The sequence below is a fragment of the Streptomyces sp. SGAir0957 genome (assembly GCF_043523415.1).
Genome location: NZ_CP027292.1, coordinates 247045 through 272949, shown reverse-complemented (window position 1 = coordinate 272949; position 25905 = coordinate 247045). Strand labels below are relative to the sequence as shown.

The following is a 25905-nucleotide window of genomic DNA, read 5'->3' as shown; positions in this document are numbered from 1 at the left end:
GGCTGAGCGCAGACAGGGGCGGTGCCGGGGCCGCTCCCCGTGCTACTGACGAGGCAACGTCATCTCCATGTCGTTCCCAAACAGTCTGTGGGGTGGTGCCATGCCTCAATGAGTAATGACGGCCTCGACAGCGCGCCCGCATTCGAGCTCCGCTGCGGCGGATTACGTGTGACTATCCAGCGCATTCCCGGATGGCTAGTAGCAGCTTTTAGTACCGCTACGGGAAGCGGACTCGCAGCGTGGCTTGCGGCGCGGTGAGCCGAAACAGACGTCACAGCTCCCGCTGCGCATAAGGGGCGTGAAGGAACGTGTCGTGCCTGACGGCTCTGCCCGCAGTGGCGGCGCGGCGGCGTACCGGCGGCGGTGCCAGCGCCCAGCACGTCCCGGCGCGTCGGCCAGACTGTCGCCGCCTCCCAGCCGGTCGGCGCCGCGCGAGAGCCGGTCGTCGCGTGTACGTCGGCCGCACGGGCACAAGACTCAACGGATCAGATGACCTCTTGCTGTCCTTGATGGGGCTGCTCGAGTTGTTGCTCGCGCTTGCGTTGTTCGACGCGGAGTGTCTCGATGTTCTCGGCCAACCGCTCGAGGTTGGCCGCCTCGTCCGCTTGGTTGTACGGGGGGATGGCGAGGTCGTAGGCGGTGACGTGCTGTTCGATGGCGTCGGCGGTCTGCTGGAGGTTGAAGGCCCGCTCGCGGTACTTGAAGTAGCCGGTGACCGCGGTGGTGAAGGAAACGAAGGCGCCCAGGGCGATCAGGAGCGCCTTACCGGGCTGCGGCGGATCGTAGAGCGCTGCCGTCACCGACATCGTCACGGACGCGACGAACAGGGACCACTGAAAGAAGTTGTGCACGGTGCGATAGCGCCGTGTCTCCCGGCGGAGACGGTCGATCTCCTGCGGGATGGTTTCCCGGTAGGAATGTTGGCGGTCGCGTGACGAGCGGGCACCGGCCGAGGCCTCCAGGATGCGCCGCTCCTCCAGCAGTTCCAGTTCCAATTGCAGCGCAGAAAGCGACTTCGGTTCGGTCCCCTCGGGCTGCCCCGTCTTCATGCGGCGTCCCGCTCGGCGCGCGAGCAGCAGCAGGAGCAGGAGCGCGACGCAGGACGCGTTGTAGGAAAGCAGGACCTCTGGGCGCCGGACGATCGCGTTCACTGTGGCCGTTGCGCAGAGCAGAAGAAAAGCCGTCAGCGACGAACCCGCGACGAGGAGGCGGGACTGACGGGCCAGGCGTATCTGATCGATGAGAGCGGCGGCCCGGCGGCGGTGATCCAAGGTGCGTTCCACATAGTCGCTCCTGCCGTCACCGCTCCCGACCGGTCTTCCACCCGATCCTTGTCCTTCTCCTTCCTCATTTAAGGAAGAAGTGGGCTGCACGCTGCTGAGAGGGCCGTTGGCGCCTTCGCACACGGCTTCTTCGGCCAGGACCTCCTGGGGCGGCTGCGGAGCGGGCTCACCCGCGGGCTGGTATTCCACCTCCGCCGTCGTCCGCAACTCCTCCAGCCCGCTCATGCAGGCTTCAATGGCCTGCCCCCACGTCATCGGGTGCCCGCTGTCCGGGACGACCCCGGGCGCCAAGAGGTCGGCCACGGCGACGGCGGGCCACAATGCTCCGGATCCGCTGTAGTCACGGCGCCAGACGAGAGCCTGGGTGGGCTCGTTGTGGGAGGGGAAGACGGTCCATGTCAGCAGATGCGCCACGTCGGCTTCGGACGCGGCGTCCAGGAAGGCCTTGACGTGTGTCCAGTCGAGGCTGCCGGGGAAGGGCAGCTCTGCGTCGTCCGCCTTGAGCCCGTGCCCGGCATGCTCAAGGCACACCAGGATCTCGTACACCCACGTGGGGTGGGCGGAGTCCAGCTCCGCCAAAGCGTAGGGCTCACTGCTGCTGCGGGCTATCACCCGCAGGGCGACCGGCTCTCCACATACGTTGGGCCGGTTGGTTTGCGGGTCCAACGCGTTGCTCTCCTCGGTCTCCATGGCGTCCGTGCCTACGACGGGGGCGGGCTCGGGGACCGCTACGGGGCCACGGGGTGATCGGCGCATATCGGGAACCGTGCGATAGAGCGCTGACAGGCGTGCCAGCACATGGAAGACGACATCCCCCCAGGTCGAGCCAGGAGCCAGGGGATTCATCTCCCGAATATGCACGGCCTTCCAGACGCTCTCTCCCCCGTCATTGTGCTCGTATCGCACCAGGGCCCTGGTCGAATCCCGTCCGTCAGGCTGCACGAGCCATGCAGCCAGCGGCTCCAGGCCGACAGCGGTTGCAGCAGTGACGAGCGGCTCAATATCCGCCCACTGCAGAGCAGGTGCTGGAAAGCGCTCGTAGGCATCCTGACGGTCGGACCGCTGCCCCTGCCGCCCAACATCGCGCAGCAGATCGAACACCCAAGGCGCGTATGCCTCCCCGCCCTGTGGCCGCCGACCCGCGGGCGGGGTGGGATCAGACATTGCGACGCGTCTCCCTTCGCTTCAGCGTCAGCAGTACCCGGCATGGCTTGGCAGGCTGCCCATGGGACCTATTCCGTCTCTGGCGGCACAACGCCTGTGTGGAGATCATAAGTTGGCCACTGGCTGCCTGTCCGGGCTGCGACGGAGGCCTGGCGGACGACGGTCGGGCACGGGACCGGCGCACCCGACGATCCCTGGTAGTGAGTCGGTGATCGCATCACGCTGTCCGCTCCCGTCCGGCTCGACAGTGCCGGTGCTGGTCCGTCGAATGCTCAGGAGCAGCGCGTGCGGTTTCGCCGCACGTGCGGGTGGTCGCCGGATGCCCGGAAAGAGGCTTGGCCATGGTGCGGGATGGGTGGGACGCTGCGGTGATCGAGGTAGGGAAAGGGGCGGCTGGCGGGCCTACCGCAGCGCCCGCAAGCAATCACACAATTGAGATGCGAGGGACCCTTAGCGTCAGCGAGCAGCGTCAATGCCCGCCGACTCCGCTTCGCGAATACGGGATGTTTCCAACTCCGGGTGAAGTCGTTGAGGCAATGACGCGTTCGCACACAAGGAGCCCATATGCCTCAATCATCTCCGTCAGCAACCACCGTCCGAGTCCCGAATGATGCTTCTGCGGTCCGCCTGCGGACCGCGCACCGTGGTGATGGATGCGAGGTTAGGCGTCTCGCCGACATCTCCACGGGCGGACCGGTCGAGTTGCGTGAGAACAGAGTGCCGGTAGATCACGCAGTCAATGCCTTTGGCGGGCAGTTTCCGGTAGAGCCCGTCGGCATGGCTCGCATCGTGGTGGCCGAGCGCCAGACGGAGGGGACGGTGTGCGGCCTTGTGTCGATCGTGCCGCCCATGCGCCTCATGGAGCAGTACAAAACGGAAGGCAAACGGGCCGTACACGAACTCGCTGCCACCATGGCGGAGATCGACAGCCTCGCAGTCGATGCGGATGTACGCGGTCAAGGTGTGGGGGCAGCCCTGCTCGCCGAGGCCGAGCAGTGGCTAGCGGACCGCGGCGTCCGTATCGCCACAGCAAAGGTCGCCCGCGGGAACCTGCCACTCATGCGCTGGTATCGCCGCCGCGGCTACCTCATCGCACTCCAGCAGGAACCGATCTGGCTTCCTCTGCGCACGTTCGAACTCTCCTGCAACGATGGCGACGACGGCTACCAGCTTGCTGTAAAGGGGCTGGGCGGCGTCGAAATGTGCCGCGTGCGAGACGGGCAGGAGTCCGTCGTGACCGCCCGACACCTGCACTCGCGATGATCGGAAGCTGCGCGGTTCTGCCGTTCGGCTCCGTCAGCTGTTCACCTGCTCCGCGATGCCAACCCTGAGGTTCAGCCCCTCCAGCCACTGCCTGTGTGTACGTAACCCTTCTGAGCTGCGGCGATAAGTGAGGGGCTGACGGCTGGCTACGCGCCTGCGGACGCTATAGCCCGCCCCTGGGAGCGCTCGGTCTTCTCGCCGACCTGGCAGATGTCGACGGTCTGCGGGTCGACGGCCTCGCCGGGTGAACCGGTGCGGTAGTCGCCGTCGGGCTCGCTGTCGCGGTCGTGCGGGACGAGGTAGAAGACGCGGCGGTGGAAGAGGCTGGTCTGGGGGTCGCGTTCCACGGAGGGCGCGAGTTCTGCGTAGCCGACCAGGCGGCCCAGGCCGTCGAAGTTGGGCTTGCCCTTGCGGTAGGGGGTGCCGTGGACGGCCTGGCGCACGTACTCCAACCCGGCGATGTCCTCGAGCCAGACGATTCTGGCTTCCCCGATGACGTCGGTGTCGGCGAGTAGCGAGCTCATGGTGGCCGCTCCCCTTCCTTTCATGGTTCTGAGGACTTGTCCGGTGCGGCGGTGGTGTGCTCGCGCCGGTCTGTCTTCTTTTTGAGTCTAGAGCGGTGGGTGGGTGCTGCGCAGTGGTGCCGCCGGCCGCTCTTGGTGGTGTCTGTGGCTGTCTGTACCCGGGTTACTCGTCGTCGAGCAGTCCGAGGCCGGGGTAGTAGCGGGTGCCGTTGGATTTGATCATTTCGTCGGGGGACTTGAGGCCGAGCTCGTTACGGATGCGGGTGGCGAAGCTGCGCGAGCCGGTGGGGCGGACGCCTTCGTCCTGGCACCAGCGGCCGTAGACCTGGTAGAGGGCGGTCTGCTGGACCTTCATGCCGTCCTGGCGCTGGCACATGTCGGTGAGGAAGCGGCCGACGTGGTCTTCGGTGGCGGCGTAGTTGGTGGTGGCCATGCGGACGCGGGCGGGGCCGGCGAGGTTGTCGCGGTTGCTGCTGGGGTCGCGGGTGGCGAGGAAGCGGCGGGCGCCTTCGATCAGCCAGGCGAGGATGCCGGGGCCTTCCTCGGCGACCAGGATGCGTGCCAGGTTGTCGATCTTCCTGGCGTCGGGGATCTTCCGTTCGAAGGGGATCAGGCGCAGGCGGCGCCAGAAGGCGTGGCCGCCGGTGGCGACTTCGGGGTGGTGGTTGCCCAGCAGCCACAGGTGGTGGGTGGGGGCGAAGCTGAAGAAGTCCTGCCGCATTCTTCGGGCGGTGACCTTGTCGCCGCCGGTGAGGAGTTTGACGCGGACCTCGTCGAACTTGTCGGTGGGCTTGAGCTCGCTGCACACCACCAGCCGGCGCCCGTACAGCTCGGTGAGTTCGGTGGAGTGCTCGGTGTAGCCGCCGCGGTCCATGAGGAAGCCGGGCGGGGCGGCGTGGGCGTAGTCGCCGAGGATCTGGACGGTGGTGTCGAGCAGGACGCTCTTGCCGTTGGCGCCGTCGCCGTAGCAGAAGGGGAGGATCTGCGCGCCGACGTCGCCGGTGATGGAGTAGCCGAGCAGGAGGTGGAGGTACTCGATCATCTCCTTGCCGTCGCCGTCGTCGCCGAAGGTGTCGGTGAGGAAGCGGAAGAAGCGCGGGGTGGGCATGGCCTGCGGGCTGATGCTGGTGCAGCAGGAGTTGAAGTCGCGCAGCGGGTCGGCCGCGCGGACGTCGCCGGTGCGCAGGTCGACGATCCCGTCCGGGGTGCACAGGGTGTAGGGGTCACCGTCGAGTTCTTCGGCGTCGAGGGAGAGGGCGGGGGCGGCCTTGGCTTGGTGCAGCATCGCCTTCACTCCGGCCGTGGAGGAGGAGTAGCGGCGGTGGCGGGTGAGGTCTGGCTGGGAGAAGGTGCCGGTGGGGTCCTGAGTGGGCATCTGGTCGGCCATGTCGCCGGCGGCCCAGGTGGCGGCGGCTTCTCCGCCGCGCAGTTTCCACCGGCCGGAGTCCCAGGTGTACCAGCCGTTGCCTTCGACGTAGCGGAACTTGCCTCCGTACAGGGAGGCGAAGAGTTCGGCGTTGGCGCGGTCGGTGAGGTCGCGGGGAAGACGCCCGGCCAGCGGGGCACTTGGGGCCCCGGGCGCGGGCTCGCTGTTCTGCGGGGCGGCCTTCTGGGCGGGCAAGGTGGTCTCGGACGCATCGAGGGACGGCTCGGCGTTGAAGGCGAGCATCTGCTGCGCCGCGCGGTGGGGGTCAAAGGCCGCGGCGGGGCGGTCGGAGGTGCTCATGAGCGTCCTTTGAAGTGGAGCGGGCGGCGGGCTCCCGCACTACGTGCGTCGCGAAGGGTCCGGAGATCCGGGGTGGTTCGGCAAGGGCGGGCCGGTTGTGCTGCCCAGGCCGGCCGGTCGAGAGGGCCGTAGCACCGCCGACGGTTGGCAGCTGGTGTTCTCGAGCCGTGGGCCGCACGGTGCCTCGGCCAGCCCCTGTGTGCGCCCTGGGGCGCCGCAGCCGCCGCGGCGAGCGGCCAGGATGCGGGGCGGGGTGCAAAGGGGCGGGACACGCTGCGGGGTCCTTGGTCAGGGTGCGGGCGATGCGCACCTGAAGGTGGAAGTGCGCAGGTCACGGGCGGGCTGCTCGACATTCAGGGGCTGTAGGGGCTGGAGTTCCCCGTTGGACGAAGCGAGCCTAGCGCAGGGTGGGGGCATGCCACGCGCGCCGGGCGCGTGTTCGTACGCGTGCTTGGTTTTCAGCCCCTTGCCGTCGTGGGAACGGCCGGGTGGTGGCCCTGCCTGCCGCGCCTCTCGCGTGCTGTGCAGTTCGGAGTGGCCTCATTAAGCGTTTGCTGGCCTGCCGGACGGGTGCCCTTTGCGTCGATGCAGGCGGTCTCGCGCTCTCATCGGCCTGCTCGGCGTTGTGTCGTCCCTGCGCTTGAGCCCCTCCTGCCCCTGCCGTAGGTGCCCCGCCCTCGCGGGGCTCTGTCTCCGGTGCCTGCAAGGCGCCACGGCAGTCCCGGCGCGCGGTGGAGTGGCTGGAGAGGGGCGGAAGGGCTGGGGCGGGGGCGGGGGCGCCGTGCCGCACTGCACTGGATAACGCGTTTTCCCAGGTCAAAGGCGGTCGACGGTGCAGGTACAGGGGCGGGAGGGGCTGAAGTTCCCAGTTATCGCTGTGCGGAGAAGTTTTGTATAAGGTTCTACTGATAGTGGTTCTCACGCGCGCCCGCATACCCCCGCACGCAACGCAGTTGGTAAGTCGAGATCTCAGCCCCTCCCGCCCCTGCCTGAGCCAGAAAGCCGCTCTGACCTGGTAGTTCTCTGAGGGGCTGACGGGGCGGGCCGATCCCTCTCCCGGCCCTCCCCGCCCCGGGTCCTGGTAGTCCACGGGGTGTTGGCTACGCCCACTACTCCCCGGGAGGCCCATCCTGGGCTTGTACAGCGTCTATCTGCGGGGCGATGGAGCCCGCCGCCGTGCCGACGGCCGACTCCTTTCCGTCAGGCGTCGCTGCCCCCGCGCCCGATGACCAGGACGAGGGCCAGGACGGCGACGAGTGCGCTGAACGTCGCGATGCCGACCGTGACCGGGTCGCTGAGCGAGGGGTGGCTGTAGACCGTGTAGGCCACCGCGCCGACGGTGAGGGCGACGACTACGGCGAGCAGCACGATGATCAGCAGTTTGAGCGTCGACACGCGTTTTCCCTTTCAGATCAGAGCACTTGGACGGCCCGGGTGCGGTGGGGCGGCGGAGAGTGGGCTCTCCATGCCCTTGCGTCTTGGAGATCTCCCGGACAGGGCGCAGGGTGCCTCGCGCGGGGGTAAGCCGAGCAACTCCTCGCTGACCAGTCCGTTTACCGGAGAATGCCGGGACGTTCGTCCCCTCGGGAGGGAGGCGTACTGGGGGGACGTGTTCTGCGTTCTGATCGGTGCGCTGTGCTCCGCGCCTCAGGGAGTGCCAGAGGAACTGCCCTGTCCAGCGGATGTCGGCACCGGTGCGGACGACGGCGCGGGCAGTGTGGGCAGTTGCCCGGTCCGCCGGTACTCCTTGACAGCGCAGTCCATCTGCGCGCGCACAGCGCGAGGGTAGCTCCACAGCGGCTTCAGATATCCGAACTGCTTTGCCATGGTCTGGGCGAAAGCTCGCACAATGCCCTCCGTCAGGAGGAGAGCGATAGCACCGGTGACCATGTAGAAGGACGTGCGCGCAAGGTGCGGGTCGGGGTCGTCCCCGGCCGCCGCGGTCCACTTCAGGATCCGCACTTGCTGAATCCCGAGGATGATCACAACCGTGGTCCACACCAGACCTGCGATGTAGGGAGCGATCCCTCTGCGGAACATCAGGAGGGGTGTCCAGGACGTACGGCCCGCTACCCGCAAATCCTCCTCCGTCGGCTGCGTACCGTGGTGAAGGGCATCGGTGACGCGGACGCGGGCCTCCGCGAGCTCGCGTATCTGCTCCGACTGAGCGTCACCCCAGCGCTTCATCAACGAGTAGGTCTGGATCGTGCCGACGGCGAAAACGGCCACGATCAGCGTCGTCAGCAACGACGCATAGTCGTCGCTCATGGCCCACTTCATGATCCCCCCACGGCGGGTCTTGTCTAAGCGATCGGAATGTACTGCGTCGCCGCTCACCCTCGCCATCCCTGAAGGGACTGCTGAGCCGCGTCGAACATGGCCACCGCCCGCAGCGAGGCCTGCTCAGCGAATCACTGAGGCGTTGTCACCGATCACCCGGTCCGGCGATGATGGTGCTGCCGCTTCGCGCGGCCGGGCCGACTCCGCCTGCAACGTATCCCCGTGAAGGCGGAGCCGGGCCCCCGTCGATTCCCAGCCATACACGCGCAGTTGACCCGTGATCGGACCTGTTCGCATGACGCGTGTAGAGCGGCGCGGTTACCGTCGGTTCATGGACGGGCAGCAGTGGCTGGCCGCTTGCCACCCCGACCCACGGCAGGCGCAGCAGGAGTGGGAACAGCCGCCGTATCTGGCGGTGTTTCCGTGTGGGTCGCATTTCGATGTCGTCTGCCTGCCACAGCCGCTTGCCCTGAATCTGCTGTGGGAGCTGGGTGACGAGGCGTTGTCGGTGCCGGTGCTGGAGTACCACCTGGCGCGGCGCCCCGTCTTCTACCTGCTGGCCGAGGTCGGAATCACCGCATACCTGCAGCCGCTGGACGAGGAAGCCGCCGTGCTCACGGCCGGAGACGTCCTTCCCGCGCCTTCCCCCCAGGCACAGACCAGCGGCGTGCAGCATCACTCCCGGATGTGGCGCACCGCCCCCGACGGCAGCGGGCGCCTCGCCACTGCCGGCAGCCTGCACAGCGCCTACCGGCGTGCGTGCGACAAGGAGCGGCAAGCGGCACGCGTCCGCTCCGCCCGCACCGTGTTCTGGGGCGCCCGCCACACCCGCCCCGGACGCGGCGGCTGAGCACCGGTGGTGGTCCGGCCGTGACTGGAGGAGGCCGGACCACGACCGATTTGCCGTGACGGTGCGAGGGTGAGTCGGCTGCCACGACGCATCCAAGGCTGCTGCACACGCGGAGTCCGCCTGGGCAGGCACGCCGATGCGTCGAAGGCGCCACACTCGAACGGTGCCCGGTGCGGCCCGTGCGCTGCGCTCAGAGGAGCGTGAAGGTGTGCACGGCGCCGATGCTGGAGACGGCTCCGCCGAGCAAGGTGCAGTTGGTGATCTGCAGTGACGGTGCGGTCATCGTCTCGATGAAGCTGTGGCCGGCCAGGTAGCCGCTGGTGACGGTGCCGGTGAAGTCGTTGGTGAAGACCGCTCCGGCAAGGTTGGAGACACGCTGTGCGGTGACGGTGCTGCTCTGTCCGTTGCTCCAAGTGATGGTCCAGGACACGGTGGCCGTGGACAGCAGTTGCAGGCAGGAGCGACTGGTGGTGTTGGAGGAGGTGTGCGTGCCGCCGGTGATGCCCGCGGCGGCGCCGGTGCCGACGCAGGGCCCGTAGGTCTGGCTGATCGTGCGGGTGCTGGTGGCCGGGGTGGTGGTGATCGGCGGGTCGTAGGTGGTGGTGGAGGTGCTGGAGCACGTGAGGGTGTCCAGGGTGTCGTCCGCGCTGGCTGGAGCGGCGGGCAGGGTGAGCGCGAGGGTGGATATCGCGGCGGTGAGGAGAGCGGCGGCGATGCTCCTGGCTGATCTGCGCATGGGTGCGATCCTCTCGTCTCGTTCCAGGAGTTCCCGGAACGCTGCGACGGGCCGGCCTCCGGCAGCCCACACTACGTGTGATGGCGGTGGAGCCCCTGGGGCGGCAGGGTCCTCAGAGTGCCCGCTTGCCGTAGCGCGCGCTATGACCCGTTCGGGGCCATGTGATGCGCAAAGCGGGTCAGCGTGCGCTGTCGCGATCCCGTGTGCGCTATCGCGATCCCGTGTGCGCTGCGGGTGGAGCAAGTGGTTACGGCCACGAATGACCCGCACAGCGCGCAGATACCGGATCTGGTCACGGAGTGGCGTGAAGTTCACTAAACGGGAAATACGTGCCGCACGGCCCACCGGTCCCTTCGGACAAGCAGGGGACTGTCGGCCCGGGCCGGGCCCGTTGCCCTTGGCCGGCCCGGGCGGCGGATTCCTGCCTGACCGGCACCTCACACGGACAGGAACCCGCCGCCCACCAGAGCGCCAGCGCGGCTTCCGATCAGGCCGCACCCGGTCACATCCGACACCCGCTTCCCTGGTTCAGCTTCGGACGGCGGCAGCGGTGCGGAGCGTGTCGTGGAAGGTGAAGACCGAGGCAGTACCAGTGGCCTTCAGCAACCGCCGCGTCTGCGGCGTGACCCCCACCAGCAGCACAGGACGCTCACGGCGCGCGTGCAGGAGACAGTTCAGCAGCGAGGAGTCGCAGAATGACACCCGGCTCAGGTCGAAGGCGAGCGGCCCCGTCGTGCAGCGGAGCGCCTCGGCGACGGTGTCGGTGAGCTCGTTGGTCTCCGTGCAGTCGACCTCCCCGCTCACCTCGATCACCCACAGACCTCCCGCACATCCCAAAGACGCCACCCCAGCCACAACCGCCTCCACACCATCGCCTGAACCGTCCCTGCACCGTCTCCCCCACGCTCCGCCAGGAACACGCCCTCTCACCCGCCACACCCCGATACCGGTCAAAGATTCGAGGGAAACCGCCGTGCGCCCCACCCAACCGGTGACACAACACCCGCCGCCACGGCCTGGATCCCACACACATGACCGGTGCTTCACCTAGACGTGTAGCCACAAAGTGCTGTGACGGGGGCATGCGTAGATCACCTGAAGATGCGGCGTGACGATGAGAATCGACCCGCTCATCGTCAGCCGGTCGGGCGACGCCACTGGAGAAGGCACAGGGGAAGCCGGAGGGAACGGCGCCGCCCGACCAACCACCCCAAGAGAAGTGATCGACGCTACAAGCGGCCCCTGGAACACAGCCTGTGATGCGCTTTCCTGCCGCATGCACTGCGAGTGGAAGTCCTGCTGTCGACCACTGACGTGGCCCCGGCTCTGGTGACAGAACAGGCAGCGGTCGCCGGGGCGCCGCACGCCGGGCCCAACCAGAGCTGCGTACAGCACCCGGCGCCTGCCAGGCGAGCGGTTCAACGCGACGGTCGGCCCCTGTCCGCACCACGGGGTCTGCAGCAGGTCTCCTGGTCCAGCTCCCCAGGCCGCTGCGCCGCCCTGCCGCGGGCCCGGCCCGAGCCCGGCAGTGTGGGCCGGGGGCCCGGCCGGGGTACAGCAACGGCGCACAGCGGCGCCTGTCAGCAGCTTGGTGTCCGGACTCCAGCAGGCCGTTCCCCTGTCCTCAAGGTATTGGCGGATGCCGGACTCGACGAGTTCGTTGGCTGGACAGCGTCGCGCAGCGCTGTTCGCGGTCGGTGCTGCCCCGGCCGCGTGTATGCCCGATCCTGAAGCGACGACAAGCGTGCTCTGCGGGCCCAGAAGGAATCCGTCGTGGCCCGTGGCACGGTGAAGTGGTTCAACTCCGAGCGGGGGTGCGGCTTCATCGTCCTGGAGAGCAACGACACCGACGTCTTCGCCGCCGCTGAAGCCGTCCCGGACAGGTTGCCCCTCATAGAGGGCGAAGCGGTCACCTTCAATATCGCTGACGGGGGCCGGTGGGCGAGGACGTCATGCGCCTGGATCAGGAAGCCGGGCCAGCGCCCGGGCAGTGAGCAGCATCGTCTCGTGGCCCCGGGGCGCTGTTCTGGTGTGCTCGGAGGTCAGGCTCCGCGGGGGTGACGCATGGCTTGGCGGGCAACCCATTCGATGTTGCTGGTCAGCGCTTCATCCGGGGTTTGCAGTGGAAGCGTTTCCGAGATGGTGGCGAGGAGTTGGGCCACGGCTGCCAGGACGTCGGTGTCGATGTCCAGGTTGTGTGTGTCAGCTGCTGCAGTGAGGAGGCCAGGCAGCGCCGTCAGAGAGTCGGCAAGCGCCGGCTTGCGGATCACCTGCGGTGGATCTTGTGGCAGCGTGCCACGGGCATCGTCGTACGCTCCTACGAGGTCGACCACGATGTTGGCGCTGGCAGCAACTCGGCCCAGCGGGAAGGCCGGGGCATCGGCGTTCTTCCAGAAAATGAGGTCGAAGATGCCGACGGCGACGAGGAGGGGTCCGAGTTCGGCAAGCTGGTCGCTGCCGGCCAGAAGTACGGAGCTTTGTCCGGCCGGGCGTTCTGTCCTGCGCAGTGCGTTCAGGACTTGCGCTGCCACAGTGACCGCTCGCAGGTTGTCGTCGGTGACGACCAGCAGATTCTCGTCGTGCAGGACCTGGCGCAGGGCTTCAGGGCAGCCTGGGCTGGTGTGCAGGAGGAGGCAGGCGAGCGGACCGCGTGGTGCGGCGGCCCGCACCGCCGCGGGCGCTTCAGCGAGGTTGCCGGGGCTCAGGGATACAGCAACGGCGTCGATCCCGGCGATGTCTCGCAGCCAATGCACGCAGTCCTTGAGTGGCTCAGCTGCTTCGTTGTGGTCGTCGTTGCTGATCACGGCGACTGTGCCCGCGAACGGGGAGCCGGTCGCGTCAGCCGCCGGATCGGTCATGAGTTACTCCGTGAAGAAAAGGGGGTGTGCGGCTGCAGTCCGGCGGTCTAGTCGAGGAGTCCCTGGCTGGCAACCCGGTTGACGGTGCCTTCGGTGAGTCGGTAGGAGAGGCCCACGACGGCGCAGCGCCCCTCTGCCACTTGCCGGGCCAGCGGTACGGAGCGTTGCACGAGACCGTCGACGGAGCGGCGGATGTGCTCGTCGACGAACTGGTCGACCTCGGTGGCTCCTGTGGCACGAGCCGCGAGGACGCTGGGCATGACGCGCTCGACCACGTCGCCCACGTAGCCGGACGGCTCGACGCCGTTGCGCTGCGCTTCGGCGGCGGCGGTGACGGCGCCGCAGGAGTCGTGGCCGAGGACCACGACGAGGGGGGCGCCGAGAACGGTGACGCCGTACTCGATGCTTCCCAGGACCTCGGGGCCCGCCACGTGACCGGCCGTGCGCACTACGAACAGGTCACCGAGACCGCGGTCGAAGATGATCTCTGCGGCCAGCCGGGAGTCCGAGCAGCCGAACAGCACCGCGAAGGGGCGCTGCTGGGCGTATTCGGAACGCCGTTCCGCGCCCTGGTTGGGGTGCAGGAGGTCTCCCCGGACGAACCGATCATTTCCCTCCAGCAGAGCGGCGAACGCTTCAGCAGGCGATGACGATGCGACGTTAGGCATGTTTGACAACCTACCGGACCTGCAGAAAGGAGCGGTTGACGCCCCGTGACGGGCGACGTGCGGCACGTCACTGAAGGACGGCATGCTCGACACTCTGCTGGCCTTGATCGAGTCCGGCGCGGTCAGCCACGCCCAGACCAGGGACGCGCTCCTGCACGCAGTCTCGGCGATCCTCGACGCAGGCCGCAGATCAGGAGACCTTCGGCCCGACGTCACCGCCGAAGAAGTTGCAGCCGGCTTGATCGGAATCTTCACCGTCGCGCACCAGTCCGGTAACGCGGTCCCGGCAGACCGCCTCCTGGACATCCTCCTGGACGGACTTCGCCCTCAGACGCGGACGTGAGGCCGGTGAGGTGCGGAGCCGTTGGAACACAGTGTGCTGCCGTGTCTTGCTTGGAAAGGAGCCGGCGGTCTCCCTGGCAGGACACGAAGCAAGTCCGATGCTTATGCATGCGGCCTGTGGCCGGCCGGGAGTTCCGGAAGCGGCCGATGGTTTGCATGCCCTGGCGCCGTAACCGAATGCGGCAGGGGGATACGGATGGCGAGGAGGGCGACGTCGTCGTCATTGTCACGGGGCCGGGCGCGCTCCAGGAGCGTGTCGGTGAAGGACTCCAGCGGCCGGTGAGCGAGGGAAGCGGCATGCCGGCGCAGCTGCTCGAGTCCCGCATCGAAACTGTGGCGGCGTGATTCGATCAGTCCGTCGGTGTAAAAGACGAGGGTGGATCCCTGTGGCAGCGTGATCCGGGCGTCGGGGCGTGGCCGGGTGGAGGCTGTCCCCAGCAGGATGCCGCTGCCCTCCTGGAGGTAGCGGGTCTGGCCGTCGTGGTCTACGAGCAGAGGTGGCGGGTGGCCTGCGTTGGTCCAGCGCAGGCTCCACTGTCCGTCTGCTTCGTGCTTGAGCTGGGCGAGGATGAGGGTGGCCATTCGCACGTCGGTGACGTGGCCCATGGCCTGGTCCACGAGCTGCACGGTGTGGTGGGGCGGCTGGTTGTGGGACCAGGCGTAGGCGCGGAGCAGGTTGCGCAGCTGGGCCATGCCGGCGGCGGCCTTCAGGTCGTGTCCGGCCACGTCGCCGATGGCCAGGAGGGTGTCCTGGTTGGGCAGGGTGAGCGCGTCGTACCAGTCGCCGCCCACGTGTGAGGCGTCGGAGGCGGGAAGGTAGCGCGTGGTCATCTGTGCGCCCGTCAACGCGGGCAGTTGCGGCAGCAGATAACGCTGCATGGTTTCGGTGACCTGAGCTTGGCGCTGGTAGCGGCGCGCGTTTTCCAGGGCGATACCGATGCGCCGGGCGATGTCTTCCACCATTGCCAGGTCGCAGGGCGTGAAAGGCTCTTCGCGGCTGGTACGGCCCAGAGTCAGGGCGCCGAGGATCTCGTGGGGCCCACGGATGGGGGCGATGGCCGCGGTCTGGATGCCGGCCGCTTTGAAGAGCTTCGCCTGTTCAGCAGCGAGCCCGGTGCCGGGCGGGTTCGCATACGTCTCCGGTCCGGTCAGCGAGGCGGCCACGCCGCGCAAGGCCCTCGCCAACGGCATGGGCGAGGTGGCGGGGATCGGCGGCATCGGGCCTTGCAGGCCCTCATGGGTGCACAAGACACCGTCCTTGGCGGAGACCACCACAGAGCGGACGACTTCGTCACCCTCGGAGATCAGATCGATGACGGCCCAGTCCGCGACGCGCGGCAGCAGGAGAGCCACGACCCGCCGCAAAGACCCGTGGACATCGAGGTTGTAGATCAGCTGAGCGGTGGTGTCGGCAAGCAACTCCAAGCGCTCCCCCTCGGAGAGGCCTCGGGCCGTGGAAGCAGGTCGTTCACCACCATGCCGCGAAGTCTGGGCCCGCTGGAACACGATCAGGGCGGCTACGGCCGGCGCTTGCGGCGGGCACGGCAGCGTGAACCACTGGACGGCCATCAGCGTGCCGTCCGCATGAGGAAACCAGGCATGTCGGGAGATCAGGGCATCCGGCCTGGACAGTTTCCGGCTGCGCTCACACAGCTCACGGGGAATGGGCTGCCCGCCGACATCACAGTGCAGCAGGTCGTGGGCGCTATGGCCGACCATCTGCTCTGTCGTGCGGCCCAACAACTCCAACGCCCGGTCACTGACCCACGCGATGTGCCCGCGCTCGTCAACTGCGTAGATGCCGACATCGGCGCACTCCAGCATCTCCTCCACGCCGGCCGCACTGACAGGCGGTATCTCCGGACGGTCCATGATCGGGCTCCTCAGTCGGCAGGAACGTCACCCGCGCCAAGAGCCCGGACGGCGGTGAGCACCATGCGGCGCTCGATATATGGCTGCCCTGCAAGCTCGATGCAGGGCCGGCGGCCAGATCGGCAGTCAGGGATTCCGGCCCGGCGACCCCAGCCAGGCAGGCGAGCGCCGCCAGGGTGGCCGGGCGGCGCTGGGTGACCGCACAGCGCGCCGTCGACGCCGGGACGGTAGTTCAGGGACGTGGGCGGGAGGCGGTTTCCAGGTAGAAGGTGTCGATGCTCTGCACGGCCTGCTCGAATTCGCCCAGGTTGACGGGCTTGGTCACATAAGCGTTGGCGTGGCTGTTGTAGGCGCCGTTGACGTCGTCGGGGGCGTTGGAGGTGGTGAGGACGACCACCGGAATGGTCTGCAGTTCGTCGTCGGTCTTGAGAATCTTCAACAGCTCGCGGCCGTTCATGCGTGGCATGTTGAGGTCCAGCACGATCAGGTCAGGCCTCGGAGTGCCCGGGGTGCGCAGGTGTTCCAGTGCGGCGAGCCCGTCGGTGACCTGGACGAGGTTGCGGGCACCGCGCGCGGTGAGGGCTTCCTCGATCAGCATCGCGTCTGCCACGTCGTCTTCGACCAGGAGGACGTCGAAGGGGCGGGTGGGGGTGGTCATCACTGGGTTCTCCGTGGGTCTTTCAGCTGAGTGGTTGAAGAGTCCGGGCCAGCGCCGGCGGGCGCCCTGGCGGGTCATGTCGCAGGCTGCACCGAGCTGCGGGTATCCGGCACCCGCCCGGGCCGCCTCCGCGGCCGCCTCCTGCTGCAGCCTTTCGGCGGCCAGCTGGATCCGGTGCAGCACGCGGAGCCTGTTCAGCGGCCGTCCGGCTGCGCTGCCGTCCGCCGGCGAGGGGACGTGTGGATCTTCGTGCGTCAGCCGCAGGGCCAGCCGGGCCACCGCGTCTTCAATGACGGAATCCGTCTCCTGCTCCGCAGCCTGCAACCCTCGCCCGTCCAACATGCCCAGACTGTAGATCCCAAGAGGCCAATTCGACAACATTTGTTGTCACAGGTGCTCTCCGAGACGGACCACGCCTCCGCCCACCCTCTGCCCGAAAGCCGGAGTGCTGGTACGAACGCCGTCGCCCAGGCGCTGGTCCTGATGGAACGCTTCGGTTCACCGGCCCAGATCCGCGAGCCGCAAAGCGGCGAGAGTTGGCCCCTGTCAAAGGTCGCCGGGCCTCGGGTGATAGGGGTCGCAGTCCGTCGAGATTGAGATCGATGAGGCGTCAGGCCGGATCGCGCTGTCGGGTTCGGCCGAGGTGCGGGCGATGCCGGTGAGTGCGGCGACCATGTCGGCCGGGCTGACGTCGGAACGGATCGCGCCGGTCGCCGTACCGGCCTGTATGAGGGAGGCAAGAGCGGTCTGGATCATGTGGTGGCTCTCGTTGTACGGGTTGGTGCCGGTGGCGACGACGGCTTGCAGGGCGCCGGCCATGCCGGACTTTGGGAGCCTCGTAAGCGGGCGCGAGCAGAGCGGGAGCCTGAGCGGCCGTCGTCTAGTCGAGCAGGGTGCGGGCGAGGTTGTGGGCGTGCTGGAGCATGGGGATGTCCTGCTTGTCCCAGGTGTTGGCCACGTAGTTGAGCAGGTCCGCTACCGCACGCTCCTGGGCGCTGGCCGTGCCGTGCAGGAGGCGGCCGGCGGCGAGGGCGATCTCCTCGCGCGGCTCGGAGTGGAAGTCCTCGGCATCGGCGTCCGGTGCGGGCTCGATCTCCAGCCGGTAGATGGCGCCGCCCGTCGCTTGCACGGTGAGGGCGCACGCGGCCGTGTCAGGGGTGGCGGCCCGGAAGCCGGGGTGGTTGAGGATCGCGGCGGCAAGAGTCTCCGGCAGCGTCGGCCTGTCGGGCCCTTCCTCAAGGACGGGGGCCCGCAGGGTCAGGGCGAAGCCGCTCCCTGCCGGGGTGGTGAACAGGACCGCGGGGTCCAGGTTCGCGGCATCGTGGCGGACATCGGCAATGTGCGGGCTGTGACGCAGCGCGTCCGCGATGGAGAGGGTGTGCCCGTGCGCGTCGTAGTCGCTTCCGGCAGTCATGCATCCATACCTGTTTCCGGATTGAGGAGCTTCCTCATGCAATGGGCTGAACGCCCGCCGAGACAATCCCGCACGGTGTTCAACATGACAGAAAAATGGGTTGCATCTAATTCTTTGGCGAGTATGCGGCACTTTACGCAGACGGTGAGATGGACGTTGAGACGTGTGCGGAGCCCGCCCGGCGCCTTCGAGTGCCCGCTGCCGCAGCACCGCTACCTGGCGGCGCAGATCAGGACCGGCCTGCCGGTGTCGCACGCCGGCGGCAGCCGTCAATCGCCCATCACCTTGGGGGCTGTGGGATGCCGGCCACCGCTCCAGGAGGAGCGGGACGGAGTCCGTCAGGACCACCAGCCTGGCGCCTGGGCCGTACGGCGTACCGCAGCGGCGCGTCTGCTCGCCGTCAAAGGGGGTCCTGCCGGAATGTTGGAGCCGTCGCGGCAGCCTTTCCACGCTCGGGCTCGTCGCTTCCACCCGGCGGGCCGGGCCGGAGACATACCATGCCCGGCCCGCCCTCCGCACGCGAGCTGGCCTGGGGCCTGTTGCCCGGCCGGCCCCGGGGTTCGAGGACCGGGGCCGGCCGGAGTCGGCGTGCACCCGCCGTTCATCACATCAACGACGCATACGCTGCCCGGTCACGATGCAAGCAGCATGCGGTTGGTGTTTCGGGAACGCTCTTTGCCAGGGCCGGATGGGGTCTGCTTCCTGGCCTGCGTGCCCCGGGTGCGTGCCCCGGTCAGTGGGCGGCTTGCCCGGCGCGGACGATGTTGTCGGCCTGGGGGCCCTTCTGGCCCTGCGTGATGTCGAAGGTGACCTTCTCTCCCTCGAGGAGCTCGCGGTAGCCGTTGCCGGAGATGGCGGAGTAGTGGGCGAAGACGTCCGGGCCTCCCCCGTCCTGCTCGATGAAGCCGAAGCCCTTCTCACTGTTGAACCACTTCACGGTGCCGCTGGCCATACCTGCATCCTTCACATCAGCCGGAGCTGCCCACATCCGGGCAGCGGGAACCCAGCATCCAAAGAGGGCTCCGGACGGAGCACTTCGCCGCCATCCTGCCCCAACCGGTCCGCCCCTGCTTCGTCCGACGGCCCGGTTCGACAGCTTGGTCATGTCACGGACGGAGGCTTGGGAGCTCGTCGTTGCTGCCGGGGTACGGAGCGGGTGCGGTGACGCGAGCGGGTCTGGCGCGGGGGGCGGCTCAGGGTGATCTGGCGCATGAGCTGCTGGAAACAGGCCAGGGCCGCAACGGCGGGCAGGGCGGCGGTGGCGGCGTCCAGCGGATGGGGTGCGGCCTGGGTGATGCACAGCGCCATCGCGACGAGTGAGAACAGCAGCACCACTGCCCAGGAGTGGGCTGCGCGGCGCCGGTGCAGGCCGGCTCTCAGCACGGACAGGGAGGCGACGGTCCAGGGCCCGTAGACCAGCAGCGGCCAGGCGTCGGTCGAGAACGGGTCCGTGTGATGCACGGCCACTTCGCGCAGAGGCTGGTAGCTGACGACGCCACTGAAGATGCACACCCCGCAGACAAGAGCGGCTGCGGCTGCGGCGATCAGCAAGCTGGTCAGCCGCAGCAGCCCTCCCGGCAGGCGGTAGCGCGGGCGACGGCGCCGCGGACGAGTCCGGCGAGGTAACCCAACCTGCCGCACGGGGCTGAGGTCAGCGGCGTTGACGCCTCCGGCCGCGGCTTCTTCGCCGTCGGCGCCACTGCCAGCATGGTCCGCGAGTTCGGGGGATGTGTTTGCGGCATCCGGAATGGGCTCGACCTGCTCTGGCGGGTCCAAGAGCGCGTGGGTCTCCTCGATGGCCTCGCCCAGCAGGTGGGCCAGTTCCTCGGTCGGATCCCAGTACACGGCCGGCGGTTCCAGAGCGGACACCGCCTGGCCCCATGGCGTGGACGGCCGGGCCGGTTCCGCCCTGGTACTGGCGGGGCTGGGGATGAAGGACCGGCGGTGGCGGCCAGGCAGGTCATGCACGCCGTGCCCACGCCGCCGGCACAGCAGCAGGGCGCTCGTACCGTTCGCCGTAGGCACTCTCCAAGTCAGTGAGCCGGGCCAGGAGTTCGAGCAGCGGGCCGGCAGAGTGCCGCACGTCAACAACGCGTCCGCCAGGTTGCGACATCACCGGCGCGGCATCGGGGCTTGGCGGTGTAAAAAACCAGACACCCATGCGAATCGGAGCAGTCCGACTGAAGAATGCATCCACGGCGACACCTTCCGCAGAATCACTCTTTTGCGCAGTTTTCATGCTGCACCCAACCGGACCCCGGGGCAGAAAGGTGCGCGGCATTCGAGTGGCTGTCAATACATACAGGCAGCCCTTCACTTCAATGGCGTGGGGCTGCAGGCGGGCTCCGCGTCGATTCCCGGCCATATACAGCAAGTTGAGGGGTGGCTTGTCACGTTCGTATGACGCGTGTAGAGCGGCGGGGTTAGCGTCGGTCCATGGACGGGCAGCAATGGCTGGCCGCCTGCCACCCCAGCCCCCGGCAGGCGCAGGAACAGTGGGAACATCCGCCGTATCTAACGGTGTTCCCGTGCGGGGCGCGCTTCGATGTCGTGTGCCTGACCCAGCCGCTCGCGCTGAACCTGCTGTGGGAGCTGGGCGATGAAGCCCGGGCAGTGCCGGTTGTGGAGTTCACCTGGTGCCACGCCCGGTCTTCTACCTGCTGGCCGAGGTAGGGATCACCGCGTATCTGCAGCCCCTGGAGGAAGCCGCTGTGCTCACGGCGGGAGACGTCTTCCCCGCGCCCTCCCCCGCGGCAGGATCCAGCGGCCTGCACCATCATTCCCGGATCTGGCGCACCACCCCCGACGGCAGCGGTCGCCTGGCCACGGCGGACAGTCTGCAGGCCGCCTACCAGCACGCCTGTGACAAGGAACGCCAGGAAGCACGCGTCCGCTCCGCCCGCACCGTGTTCTGGGGCACCCGCCAGGCGCGTCCCAAGCGCTGACCGCCTGACCCGCTGAGACCTGCGTGAAGGACCCACAGCCCGTCACGAGAGTCGCTCTTGATGCCAAGGCGCCCCTTGGGAATGACCGACACCCTCTGCAACACCCACGGGGACGTCACATGACGCCGAATTCATGAGGGGGCCGGCCACGCCACTGCACCCACTCCGGATCATCCAGAACAGCCTCGGGATCCGCGACGCCTGCACCCTCGAGAAAGACGACCAGGTCGTGATCGCTGTAGGCGGTGCCAAGGACCTGGTCCCACCCGTCGCTGCGCACCGTGACCCGCCGGCCGCCCGAGGAGGACGGCCAGTGCACGACGAACAGCGATTCCCTCACATCCCCAGCTTCACCCGGTCTGCTGCGGCACGCGAGCCGCAGCAGACCGGGGCGAGGGCCGCGGCACCGCTGCCTGGCGGCGAAGATCAGGGCTGGCCCAGACTGCCGGTGTCGCACACCAGGCGGGCGACCTCTCGGAGTTTGATGTTCTTCTCCTGCGAGTAGCGGCGCAGGACGTCGAAGGCCTGGTCCTCGGTGACGTGGTGGCGGGCCATGAGGATCCCCATGGCTTCGCCGATGTGGTGGCGGGTGGTGATGGCCTGTTCCATCTGGGCGTGGGTGCGGGCGCTGGCGAGGGCGACCGCGGCGTGAGAGGCCAGGAGCCAGCCGGCGGCCTCGCCGACGTCGGTGAAGGCGCCGGGCCGGCGGGAGTAGAAGTTGAGGGCGCCGTAGTCCTCGTCGTCGGTGTACAGCAGGAAGCCCATCATGCTGCCGATCCCCAGGCGGGAGGCCTGAGGGACGAAGTGGGGCCAGCACGGCTCTTCACCGAGGTCGCGGATGCGGTAGACGCGCTCGCCATCGGTTCGCCGGGCCGCGTCGAAGCAGGGGCCCTCGCCGAGCTGGGCCTGGAGCCGGTCGCACTCCACCACGCGCGCTTCGGTGGGGGCCAGGGTGCGGGCCTGCTTGTTCTCCAGAAGGAGGATGCCGGCCGCATCGCAGCCTCCGACCAGGTCGTGGGCGGACTCGGTGATCTGTTTCAGGGTGGCATCCACCGTCGGCTGAGCCAGCAGCGTGCGGGCCATCGACGCCATCTGCTCGGCAAACCCCTGCCAGTCCATCTCGCTCCTCCCAGCAGCACCCCTTGCTACTGGTCAGCTACGGGCGGACCAGACGGGGCAGTCCCCCGCGTGCAGGGTGGTGACCACGACGGTACTGCCGAAGAATCCGTGAACCTGCTCGACGGTGCAGCACGTGTGCGGCCGCGGCAGCGCGGGGCGCGACCGCACCACCTCAGGCACCACCTCGGCAACGGTGAAGGACGGCTCCGCGGGATGCGGCCGGCGCCCGCGGCGCCGCCGCCGCGCCCGGCCGACCGCCACTCTCGTGTACTGAGCCACATCCACAAGGCCTCCCCACTCGCCGAGGACCACGTGCGGGTCCACACAGCAGAGCCCACACCATGGCACACCAGCTATCCCCAAAGGTGACAACCGCGTGGTTCCGGGTAGTTTTCGATTGTGGATCGCATCCGGCGCCGACACTGGAGCGGTCCACCCGCTCCCAGGGCACCCGCCGTCCTCCCGCTGGCCGGGCGCTCGTGGTCGAGGCGGGCAGGCCGCGCCATCTCGGGGATAACGGACGGCGCGGCCAGCCTGCCCTCAAGTGGGAGTTCGAGGGATTGTTGGGCCTGGCGTGGACTTGGAGCGCCGGCTCACGCGCAGATCAGGACCAGGCGCAGGGTGGGGATCTGGTCCCATCCCTGGCTGGCGCACCGTTCAGCGAGGGCGAGGTCCGGTGCGGCCTTGAGGTACAGAGTTTGTGGCGGGCGGAGGCCGCCGGCCAGGGCGACGAGGGTGTGCAGGATGCCGTCGGAGAGAGAGGCGAGGCGGCGGCAGTCGATGGTGACCTCGTCGGCGGCGCGCATGCAGGCGTTCACCGCCTCAGTGAGCGGTTCGTGGTGAGCGAGGCGTGGCTCACCCTCCAGGCGCAGACGTACCCCGTCGGTGTCGCGGAGCGGGGTGATCGTTAAGTGGTCGTCGATGAAGAAGCCGGGCAGCACAACAGCCTCCAAGCAGAGCCGGAACGGTGCGGTGCACCGTCGCATGCCAAGTGGGTGCGGGAGGCGGAGGGTGGGGCGGGGGTTCCTGCTGCCTCCCGCGACAGCAGGAACCCCCGCCAGGTCACGCCTCGTGCAGGCGCAGGGAGGGCAGTTGGTCCCAGCCGCGCTCCCGCAGGCGCTCGGGCAGACGCAGTTCGGGTCCGGCCTGCAGGCACAGGAATTGGGGCGGGCGCAGGGCGCGGGCCAGACCGACCAGGGTGGCCAGAGCACTGTTGGACAGGTAAGTCACCTGGACGAGGTCGACCGTGACCTCCGCGGCCTGCTTCGCGCAGTCGGCCACCGCGGTGGCCAGCGGCACTTGGTGCGCCCCGACCACCTCACCGAACAGGCGCACCCCCTGCTCGTGCCGCAGGGGTGTGATCAGGCACAGGTCGTCGACGAAGAAGGTGGCGCGCACGGCCGGATCCCCGCTCTCGCGGACAGGGCACCACTGCGCGGGCGAGTGACGGGAGGCCTGCAGACACGCGGGAAGGGCGACTGCGGGTTCACGGCAGACGGGCGATGCGGTGCGTATGAAGCGGGCGACAGGGTCCCGCACGGCAGCCGCTGGCGCAGGGGACCCGTCCACGGGCCCGAGAGATCGCCGAAAAAGCCTGCGCCGCGCTAACGGCGAGGCATATTCACGGACTGCTCAGCACGCTACTCCCCCACGCGTACGGCCCGAAAGGCCGCCCGGGGGTGCAGAACCAGCCCTTCGCCAAGCACCAGACGGCACCGCTGCCGCTAGCCCCTGCAACGAGCACGGCACCGTGGACGAGCCGAAAAACGACCGCGTTTTCCGGATAAGGCGCCCTGGTGATCTCCGGACCGTTTTAGGTAGAAAGAACGCTGCAACACCGCAGAGACCACACAACCCTGCACGTTGTCCACGCCGCCCCACCCGCACCGGTGCCGCGGAAGGGACGCCGAGCCCAGCCCCCGCCCCGGCGTGCCGCCCACACCCGCGTCCCTCCCGCCGTTCGAGCACGTCCAGGAGGCCGCGCGCCGCTCGGCATACGAGCAATCGCGCAGGTCCCTGCCGGCAATGCCGGAGCCTCGAACGCGGCATACGAGGTGGGGTAGCGGCGCATCAAGTCGGCCAGGCGCCGACCGCGGGCCGCAGCGCGCGCACTCACCGTGCCGAAGTCAGTCGCACCGTCACGCCATGACCAGTTCGCCATCGAGGACACTGTCAGACGGGAGCTCCACCGCGGCCGGTCAGCTTCGCACGCGTGCGCTGCGCCTCGGCCAGGGGTGGCGCAGAAGAACCATGCCCTTCCTGGCCGAAGCCGTCCCTCTCCCAGGACCGCGTGGGCTCACTTGCCCTTGGCGGCCTCCTTGAGCTTTGAGCCGGCGGAGACCTTGACGCTGTAACCGGCCGGGATCGTCATGGCCTCGCCCGAAGCAGGGTTGCGGCCTTCCCGGGCGGCGCGGTGCGTGCGCTCGAAGGACAAGAAACCGGGGATGGTCACCTTCTCCTCCCCCTTGCCGACAACCTCACCCACCGTTTCGGCGAAGGCCGCCAGAACAGCATCGGCATCCTTACGGCTCACCTGGGCTCGCTCAGCCAGAGCAGCAACCAATTCAGTACGGGTCATCTCAAAACTCCACAGGACTCAAGGGAAGAAGCCCCGGCCCCTGGACGGGGGCGGGATCAAAGTCCCTATACTGCCAGCCGCCACCGACGAACCCGCTCCTGACCGGCTCACCTGCCACGCATCGCGTCAGCCCACGCCGATAGCAACTCGATGTACTCCCGGCGCTGCTCCTCACTGAGAGGGCCGCCTCTGTGCATCATCAGCGCGCGGATGCGCGCGTTTAAATCTCCCGCCGACCGGTCCCCCGCCGGTTCCTGCTGTGTCACCGACATCCGCTGACAATAGCGCCCCGCAGGGAAGCTTTGGGCAAAGCTCCACCTGCAATTAGATCGGCCCCACGGAGGTTCCCATGGGTCCCAACCGCCCCTTTCGACACAGCGGTAGCGTCCGGGGAGACAACGGTGAGAGCGCGGTTCCTTGTGCTTCCCCGCCCGGGAATGCTCGCTAGAGGGCGCGCAGGACGGTGACGACTTTGCCGACGATCTGCGCATCGTCTCCGGCCAGGGGCCTGTAATTTCGGTTCCGGGGGACAAGCCAGGCGTGGCCCGCCGCGTCCCGCTGGAACTGCTTCACCGTGGCCTCGCCGTCCAGCAAGGCAGCGACGATGTCGCCGGGCTCAGCCGTCTGCTGACGGCGGACCACGACCGTGTCACCGTCACAGATGGCTGCTTCCACCATGCTCTGACCGAGCACCTTCAGCGCGATGAGGTCGCCCTCGCCGACGAGGAGCCGGGGCAACGGGTAGGTGTCCTCGACCATCTCCTCGGCGAGGATCGGCACGCCGGCCGCGATCCGGCCGACCACCGGCACCGCCACCGTCTCAGCAACGGAATCGACCAACTCGCGAGCGGGGCCGTGCTCGGGAGCGGCTTCCTGGCCAGCGAGGCAGTACGCGCGGGGCCGGTAGGGATCCTTCCGCAGCACCCCCTTGAGCTCCAGCGCACGGAGCTGGTGCGCGACGCTGGACGTACTGGACAGGCCGACCTCCAGCCCGATCTCCCGCATCGACGGGGGATATCCCCGGCGCTCCACCGATTCGGCGATGCAGGCGACCACGGCCCGCTGGCGGCCGGTCAGCCCGTCAGAACCCGTGCGGACGCCGGGAGGCCGTCCCGGCAGGGCGTGGGTGGTGCTCATCGTGTCCCCCTTGCGATCTTGCGTAAAGGGACCGTAACCCCACCAACCACCAAACGGAACACCATTTCGACTCACGGTCGGCCAAAGGTGCTCACACCGCTTTACCGCCAGCGTTCACGCAAGCGGTGGGGCCCCTGCACGTGCGGGCCCTTCTCGAAGGCTTGTCTCGGCGCTGTCAGCCTGCCTCTGAAGTCTTACGTGGTGACTGGGACTTCTGCCGCTGTCGGACCGTGCTGCCGGCGCGGGCGATTCCCCCGATCCACTTGCGGTCATAGGGGGTGTGAGCGGACAGCTCCTCCGGGCTCACGCCCGCTGCGTAGTGCCTGATGATCTCCGCGTGGATGAGCGGGCGCGTTTCGTCGATCGCGGCGCTGGCCCTCTGCAAGTCCCGTGTGAGCCGGTCGAGTTCGGCGAGGGCTGCTGCCTGCTCGGCCGGCTTGTAGATGGGTGCCGGTCCGATTCCCGCCCGTCCCCCGGCGCCGCGCGAA

At 68.4% G+C, this 25905-nt stretch carries 26 protein-coding genes and 1 pseudogene; 6 read left to right on the top strand and 21 right to left on the bottom strand.

Annotated features, from left to right (window positions below):
* Positions 1-485: 485 nt before the first annotated feature.
* Positions 486-2384, bottom strand: coding sequence for a DUF4231 domain-containing protein (locus C1N81_RS05595; RefSeq protein ID WP_394427386.1), 1899 nt, complete (start codon positions 2382-2384; stop codon positions 486-488).
* A gap of 840 nt (positions 2385-3224) precedes the next feature.
* Here C1N81_RS05595 and C1N81_RS05590 point away from each other — a divergent pair.
* Positions 3225-3710, top strand: a complete 486-nt coding sequence (locus C1N81_RS05590; RefSeq protein ID WP_394427383.1) for a GNAT family N-acetyltransferase — start codon at positions 3225-3227, stop codon at positions 3708-3710.
* 146 nt (positions 3711-3856) lie between these two features.
* Here C1N81_RS05590 and C1N81_RS05585 read toward each other — a convergent pair whose 3' ends face one another.
* The 4 genes from C1N81_RS05585 to C1N81_RS05570 form a co-directional block, all read right to left on the bottom strand.
* Entirely contained in the window at positions 3857-4234 is a 378-nt protein-coding gene (locus C1N81_RS05585; RefSeq protein ID WP_394427381.1) for a DUF6009 family protein, read from the bottom strand.
* 163 nt (positions 4235-4397) lie between these two features.
* Positions 4398-5960 (bottom strand): DNA primase family protein, encoded by a 1563-nt coding sequence (locus C1N81_RS05580; RefSeq protein WP_394427379.1) that lies wholly within the window; start codon positions 5958-5960, stop codon positions 4398-4400.
* A 1200-nt stretch (positions 5961-7160) separates the two neighbouring features.
* Complete coding sequence (locus C1N81_RS05575) at positions 7161-7355, bottom strand: hypothetical protein (protein WP_394427378.1); 195 nt, start codon at positions 7353-7355, stop codon at positions 7161-7163.
* A gap of 252 nt (positions 7356-7607) precedes the next feature.
* Positions 7608-8228, bottom strand: coding sequence for a hypothetical protein (locus C1N81_RS05570; RefSeq protein WP_394427375.1), 621 nt, complete (start codon positions 8226-8228; stop codon positions 7608-7610).
* Between the two features lie 343 nt (positions 8229-8571).
* On the opposite strand from C1N81_RS05570, the gene C1N81_RS05565 reads away from it, so the two are divergent.
* Positions 8572-9090 (top strand): hypothetical protein, encoded by a 519-nt coding sequence (locus tag C1N81_RS05565; RefSeq protein ID WP_394427373.1) that lies wholly within the window; start codon positions 8572-8574, stop codon positions 9088-9090.
* Positions 9091-9280: 190 nt separating this feature from the next.
* On the opposite strand, the gene C1N81_RS05560 is transcribed toward C1N81_RS05565, so the two are convergent.
* Together C1N81_RS05560 and C1N81_RS05555 are read right to left on the bottom strand one after the other, a co-directional pair.
* Positions 9281-9826 (bottom strand): hypothetical protein, encoded by a 546-nt coding sequence (locus C1N81_RS05560; protein ID WP_394427371.1) that lies wholly within the window; start codon positions 9824-9826, stop codon positions 9281-9283.
* A gap of 528 nt (positions 9827-10354) precedes the next feature.
* Entirely contained in the window at positions 10355-10639 is a 285-nt protein-coding gene (locus C1N81_RS05555; protein ID WP_394427368.1) for an STAS domain-containing protein, read from the bottom strand.
* 960 nt (positions 10640-11599) lie between these two features.
* On the opposite strand from C1N81_RS05555, the gene C1N81_RS05550 reads away from it, so the two are divergent.
* On the top strand, positions 11600-11887 hold the full coding sequence (locus C1N81_RS05550; RefSeq protein ID WP_394427365.1) for a cold-shock protein: 288 nt from the start codon (positions 11600-11602) through the stop codon (positions 11885-11887).
* Here the strand turns inward: C1N81_RS05550 and C1N81_RS05545 are convergent.
* Together C1N81_RS05545 and C1N81_RS05540 are read right to left on the bottom strand one after the other, a co-directional pair.
* Complete coding sequence (locus C1N81_RS05545) at positions 11869-12684, bottom strand: hypothetical protein (protein WP_394427362.1); 816 nt, start codon at positions 12682-12684, stop codon at positions 11869-11871. The genes C1N81_RS05550 and C1N81_RS05545 overlap by 19 nt on opposite strands.
* Before the next feature lie 47 nt (positions 12685-12731).
* Entirely contained in the window at positions 12732-13352 is a 621-nt protein-coding gene (locus tag C1N81_RS05540; protein ID WP_394427360.1) for a carbonic anhydrase, read from the bottom strand.
* A 73-nt stretch (positions 13353-13425) separates the two neighbouring features.
* On the opposite strand from C1N81_RS05540, the pseudogene C1N81_RS05535 reads away from it, so the two are divergent.
* Positions 13426-13695 (top strand): annotated as a pseudogene (locus C1N81_RS05535) (TetR/AcrR family transcriptional regulator); the annotation flags it as partial.
* A 101-nt stretch (positions 13696-13796) separates the two neighbouring features.
* Here the strand turns inward: C1N81_RS05535 and C1N81_RS05530 are convergent.
* The 6 genes from C1N81_RS05530 to C1N81_RS05505 all read right to left on the bottom strand — a co-directional run bounded on the left by C1N81_RS05530 (position 13797) and on the right by C1N81_RS05505 (position 19507).
* On the bottom strand, positions 13797-15566 hold the full coding sequence (locus C1N81_RS05530; protein ID WP_394427359.1) for a SpoIIE family protein phosphatase: 1770 nt from the start codon (positions 15564-15566) through the stop codon (positions 13797-13799).
* Positions 15567-15798: 232 nt separating this feature from the next.
* The gene (locus C1N81_RS05525; RefSeq protein ID WP_394427356.1) at positions 15799-16566 is read right to left on the bottom strand and encodes a response regulator; all 768 of its coding nucleotides are present in this window, start codon (positions 16564-16566) and stop codon (positions 15799-15801) included.
* Between the two features lie 204 nt (positions 16567-16770).
* Positions 16771-17043, bottom strand: a complete 273-nt coding sequence (locus C1N81_RS05520) for an SbtR family transcriptional regulator (RefSeq protein ID WP_394427354.1) — start codon at positions 17041-17043, stop codon at positions 16771-16773.
* A gap of 61 nt (positions 17044-17104) precedes the next feature.
* Positions 17105-17638 carry a hypothetical protein gene (locus C1N81_RS05515; RefSeq protein ID WP_394427352.1) on the bottom strand — a complete coding sequence of 178 codons (534 nt, stop codon included), beginning with the start codon at positions 17636-17638 and terminating at the stop codon, positions 17105-17107.
* Between the two features lie 733 nt (positions 17639-18371).
* Positions 18372-18590, bottom strand: coding sequence for a cold-shock protein (locus C1N81_RS05510; protein WP_394425634.1), 219 nt, complete (start codon positions 18588-18590; stop codon positions 18372-18374).
* A gap of 149 nt (positions 18591-18739) precedes the next feature.
* Complete coding sequence (locus tag C1N81_RS05505) at positions 18740-19507, bottom strand: DUF2637 domain-containing protein (protein WP_394427351.1); 768 nt, start codon at positions 19505-19507, stop codon at positions 18740-18742.
* Between the two features lie 567 nt (positions 19508-20074).
* Here C1N81_RS05505 and C1N81_RS05500 point away from each other — a divergent pair.
* Together C1N81_RS05500 and C1N81_RS05495 are read left to right on the top strand one after the other, a co-directional pair.
* On the top strand, positions 20075-20311 hold the full coding sequence (locus C1N81_RS05500) for a hypothetical protein (RefSeq protein WP_394425638.1): 237 nt from the start codon (positions 20075-20077) through the stop codon (positions 20309-20311).
* Positions 20275-20583, top strand: a complete 309-nt coding sequence (locus tag C1N81_RS05495; RefSeq protein ID WP_394425639.1) for a hypothetical protein — start codon at positions 20275-20277, stop codon at positions 20581-20583. Before C1N81_RS05500 ends, C1N81_RS05495 begins: the two co-directional genes overlap by 37 nt.
* 115 nt (positions 20584-20698) lie before the next feature.
* Here the strand turns inward: C1N81_RS05495 and C1N81_RS05490 are convergent, their stop codons facing one another.
* From C1N81_RS05490 to lexA, 6 genes are all read right to left on the bottom strand, one after another.
* Entirely contained in the window at positions 20699-20923 is a 225-nt protein-coding gene (locus C1N81_RS05490; RefSeq protein WP_394425641.1) for a hypothetical protein, read from the bottom strand.
* Between the two features lie 86 nt (positions 20924-21009).
* Positions 21010-21702 carry a GAF and ANTAR domain-containing protein gene (locus C1N81_RS05485; protein ID WP_394427349.1) on the bottom strand — a complete coding sequence of 231 codons (693 nt, stop codon included), beginning with the start codon at positions 21700-21702 and terminating at the stop codon, positions 21010-21012.
* A 593-nt stretch (positions 21703-22295) separates the two neighbouring features.
* Entirely contained in the window at positions 22296-22688 is a 393-nt protein-coding gene (locus C1N81_RS05480; RefSeq protein WP_394427346.1) for a hypothetical protein, read from the bottom strand.
* 76 nt (positions 22689-22764) lie between these two features.
* On the bottom strand, positions 22765-23100 hold the full coding sequence (locus C1N81_RS05475) for a hypothetical protein (RefSeq protein ID WP_394427125.1): 336 nt from the start codon (positions 23098-23100) through the stop codon (positions 22765-22767).
* Positions 23101-23998: 898 nt separating this feature from the next.
* Positions 23999-24280 (bottom strand): HU family DNA-binding protein, encoded by a 282-nt coding sequence (locus C1N81_RS05470; protein WP_394427053.1) that lies wholly within the window; start codon positions 24278-24280, stop codon positions 23999-24001.
* Positions 24281-24724: 444 nt separating this feature from the next.
* Positions 24725-25417, bottom strand: coding sequence for a transcriptional repressor LexA (lexA, locus tag C1N81_RS05465; protein WP_394427344.1), 693 nt, complete (start codon positions 25415-25417; stop codon positions 24725-24727).
* Positions 25418-25905: the final 488 nt, after the last annotated feature.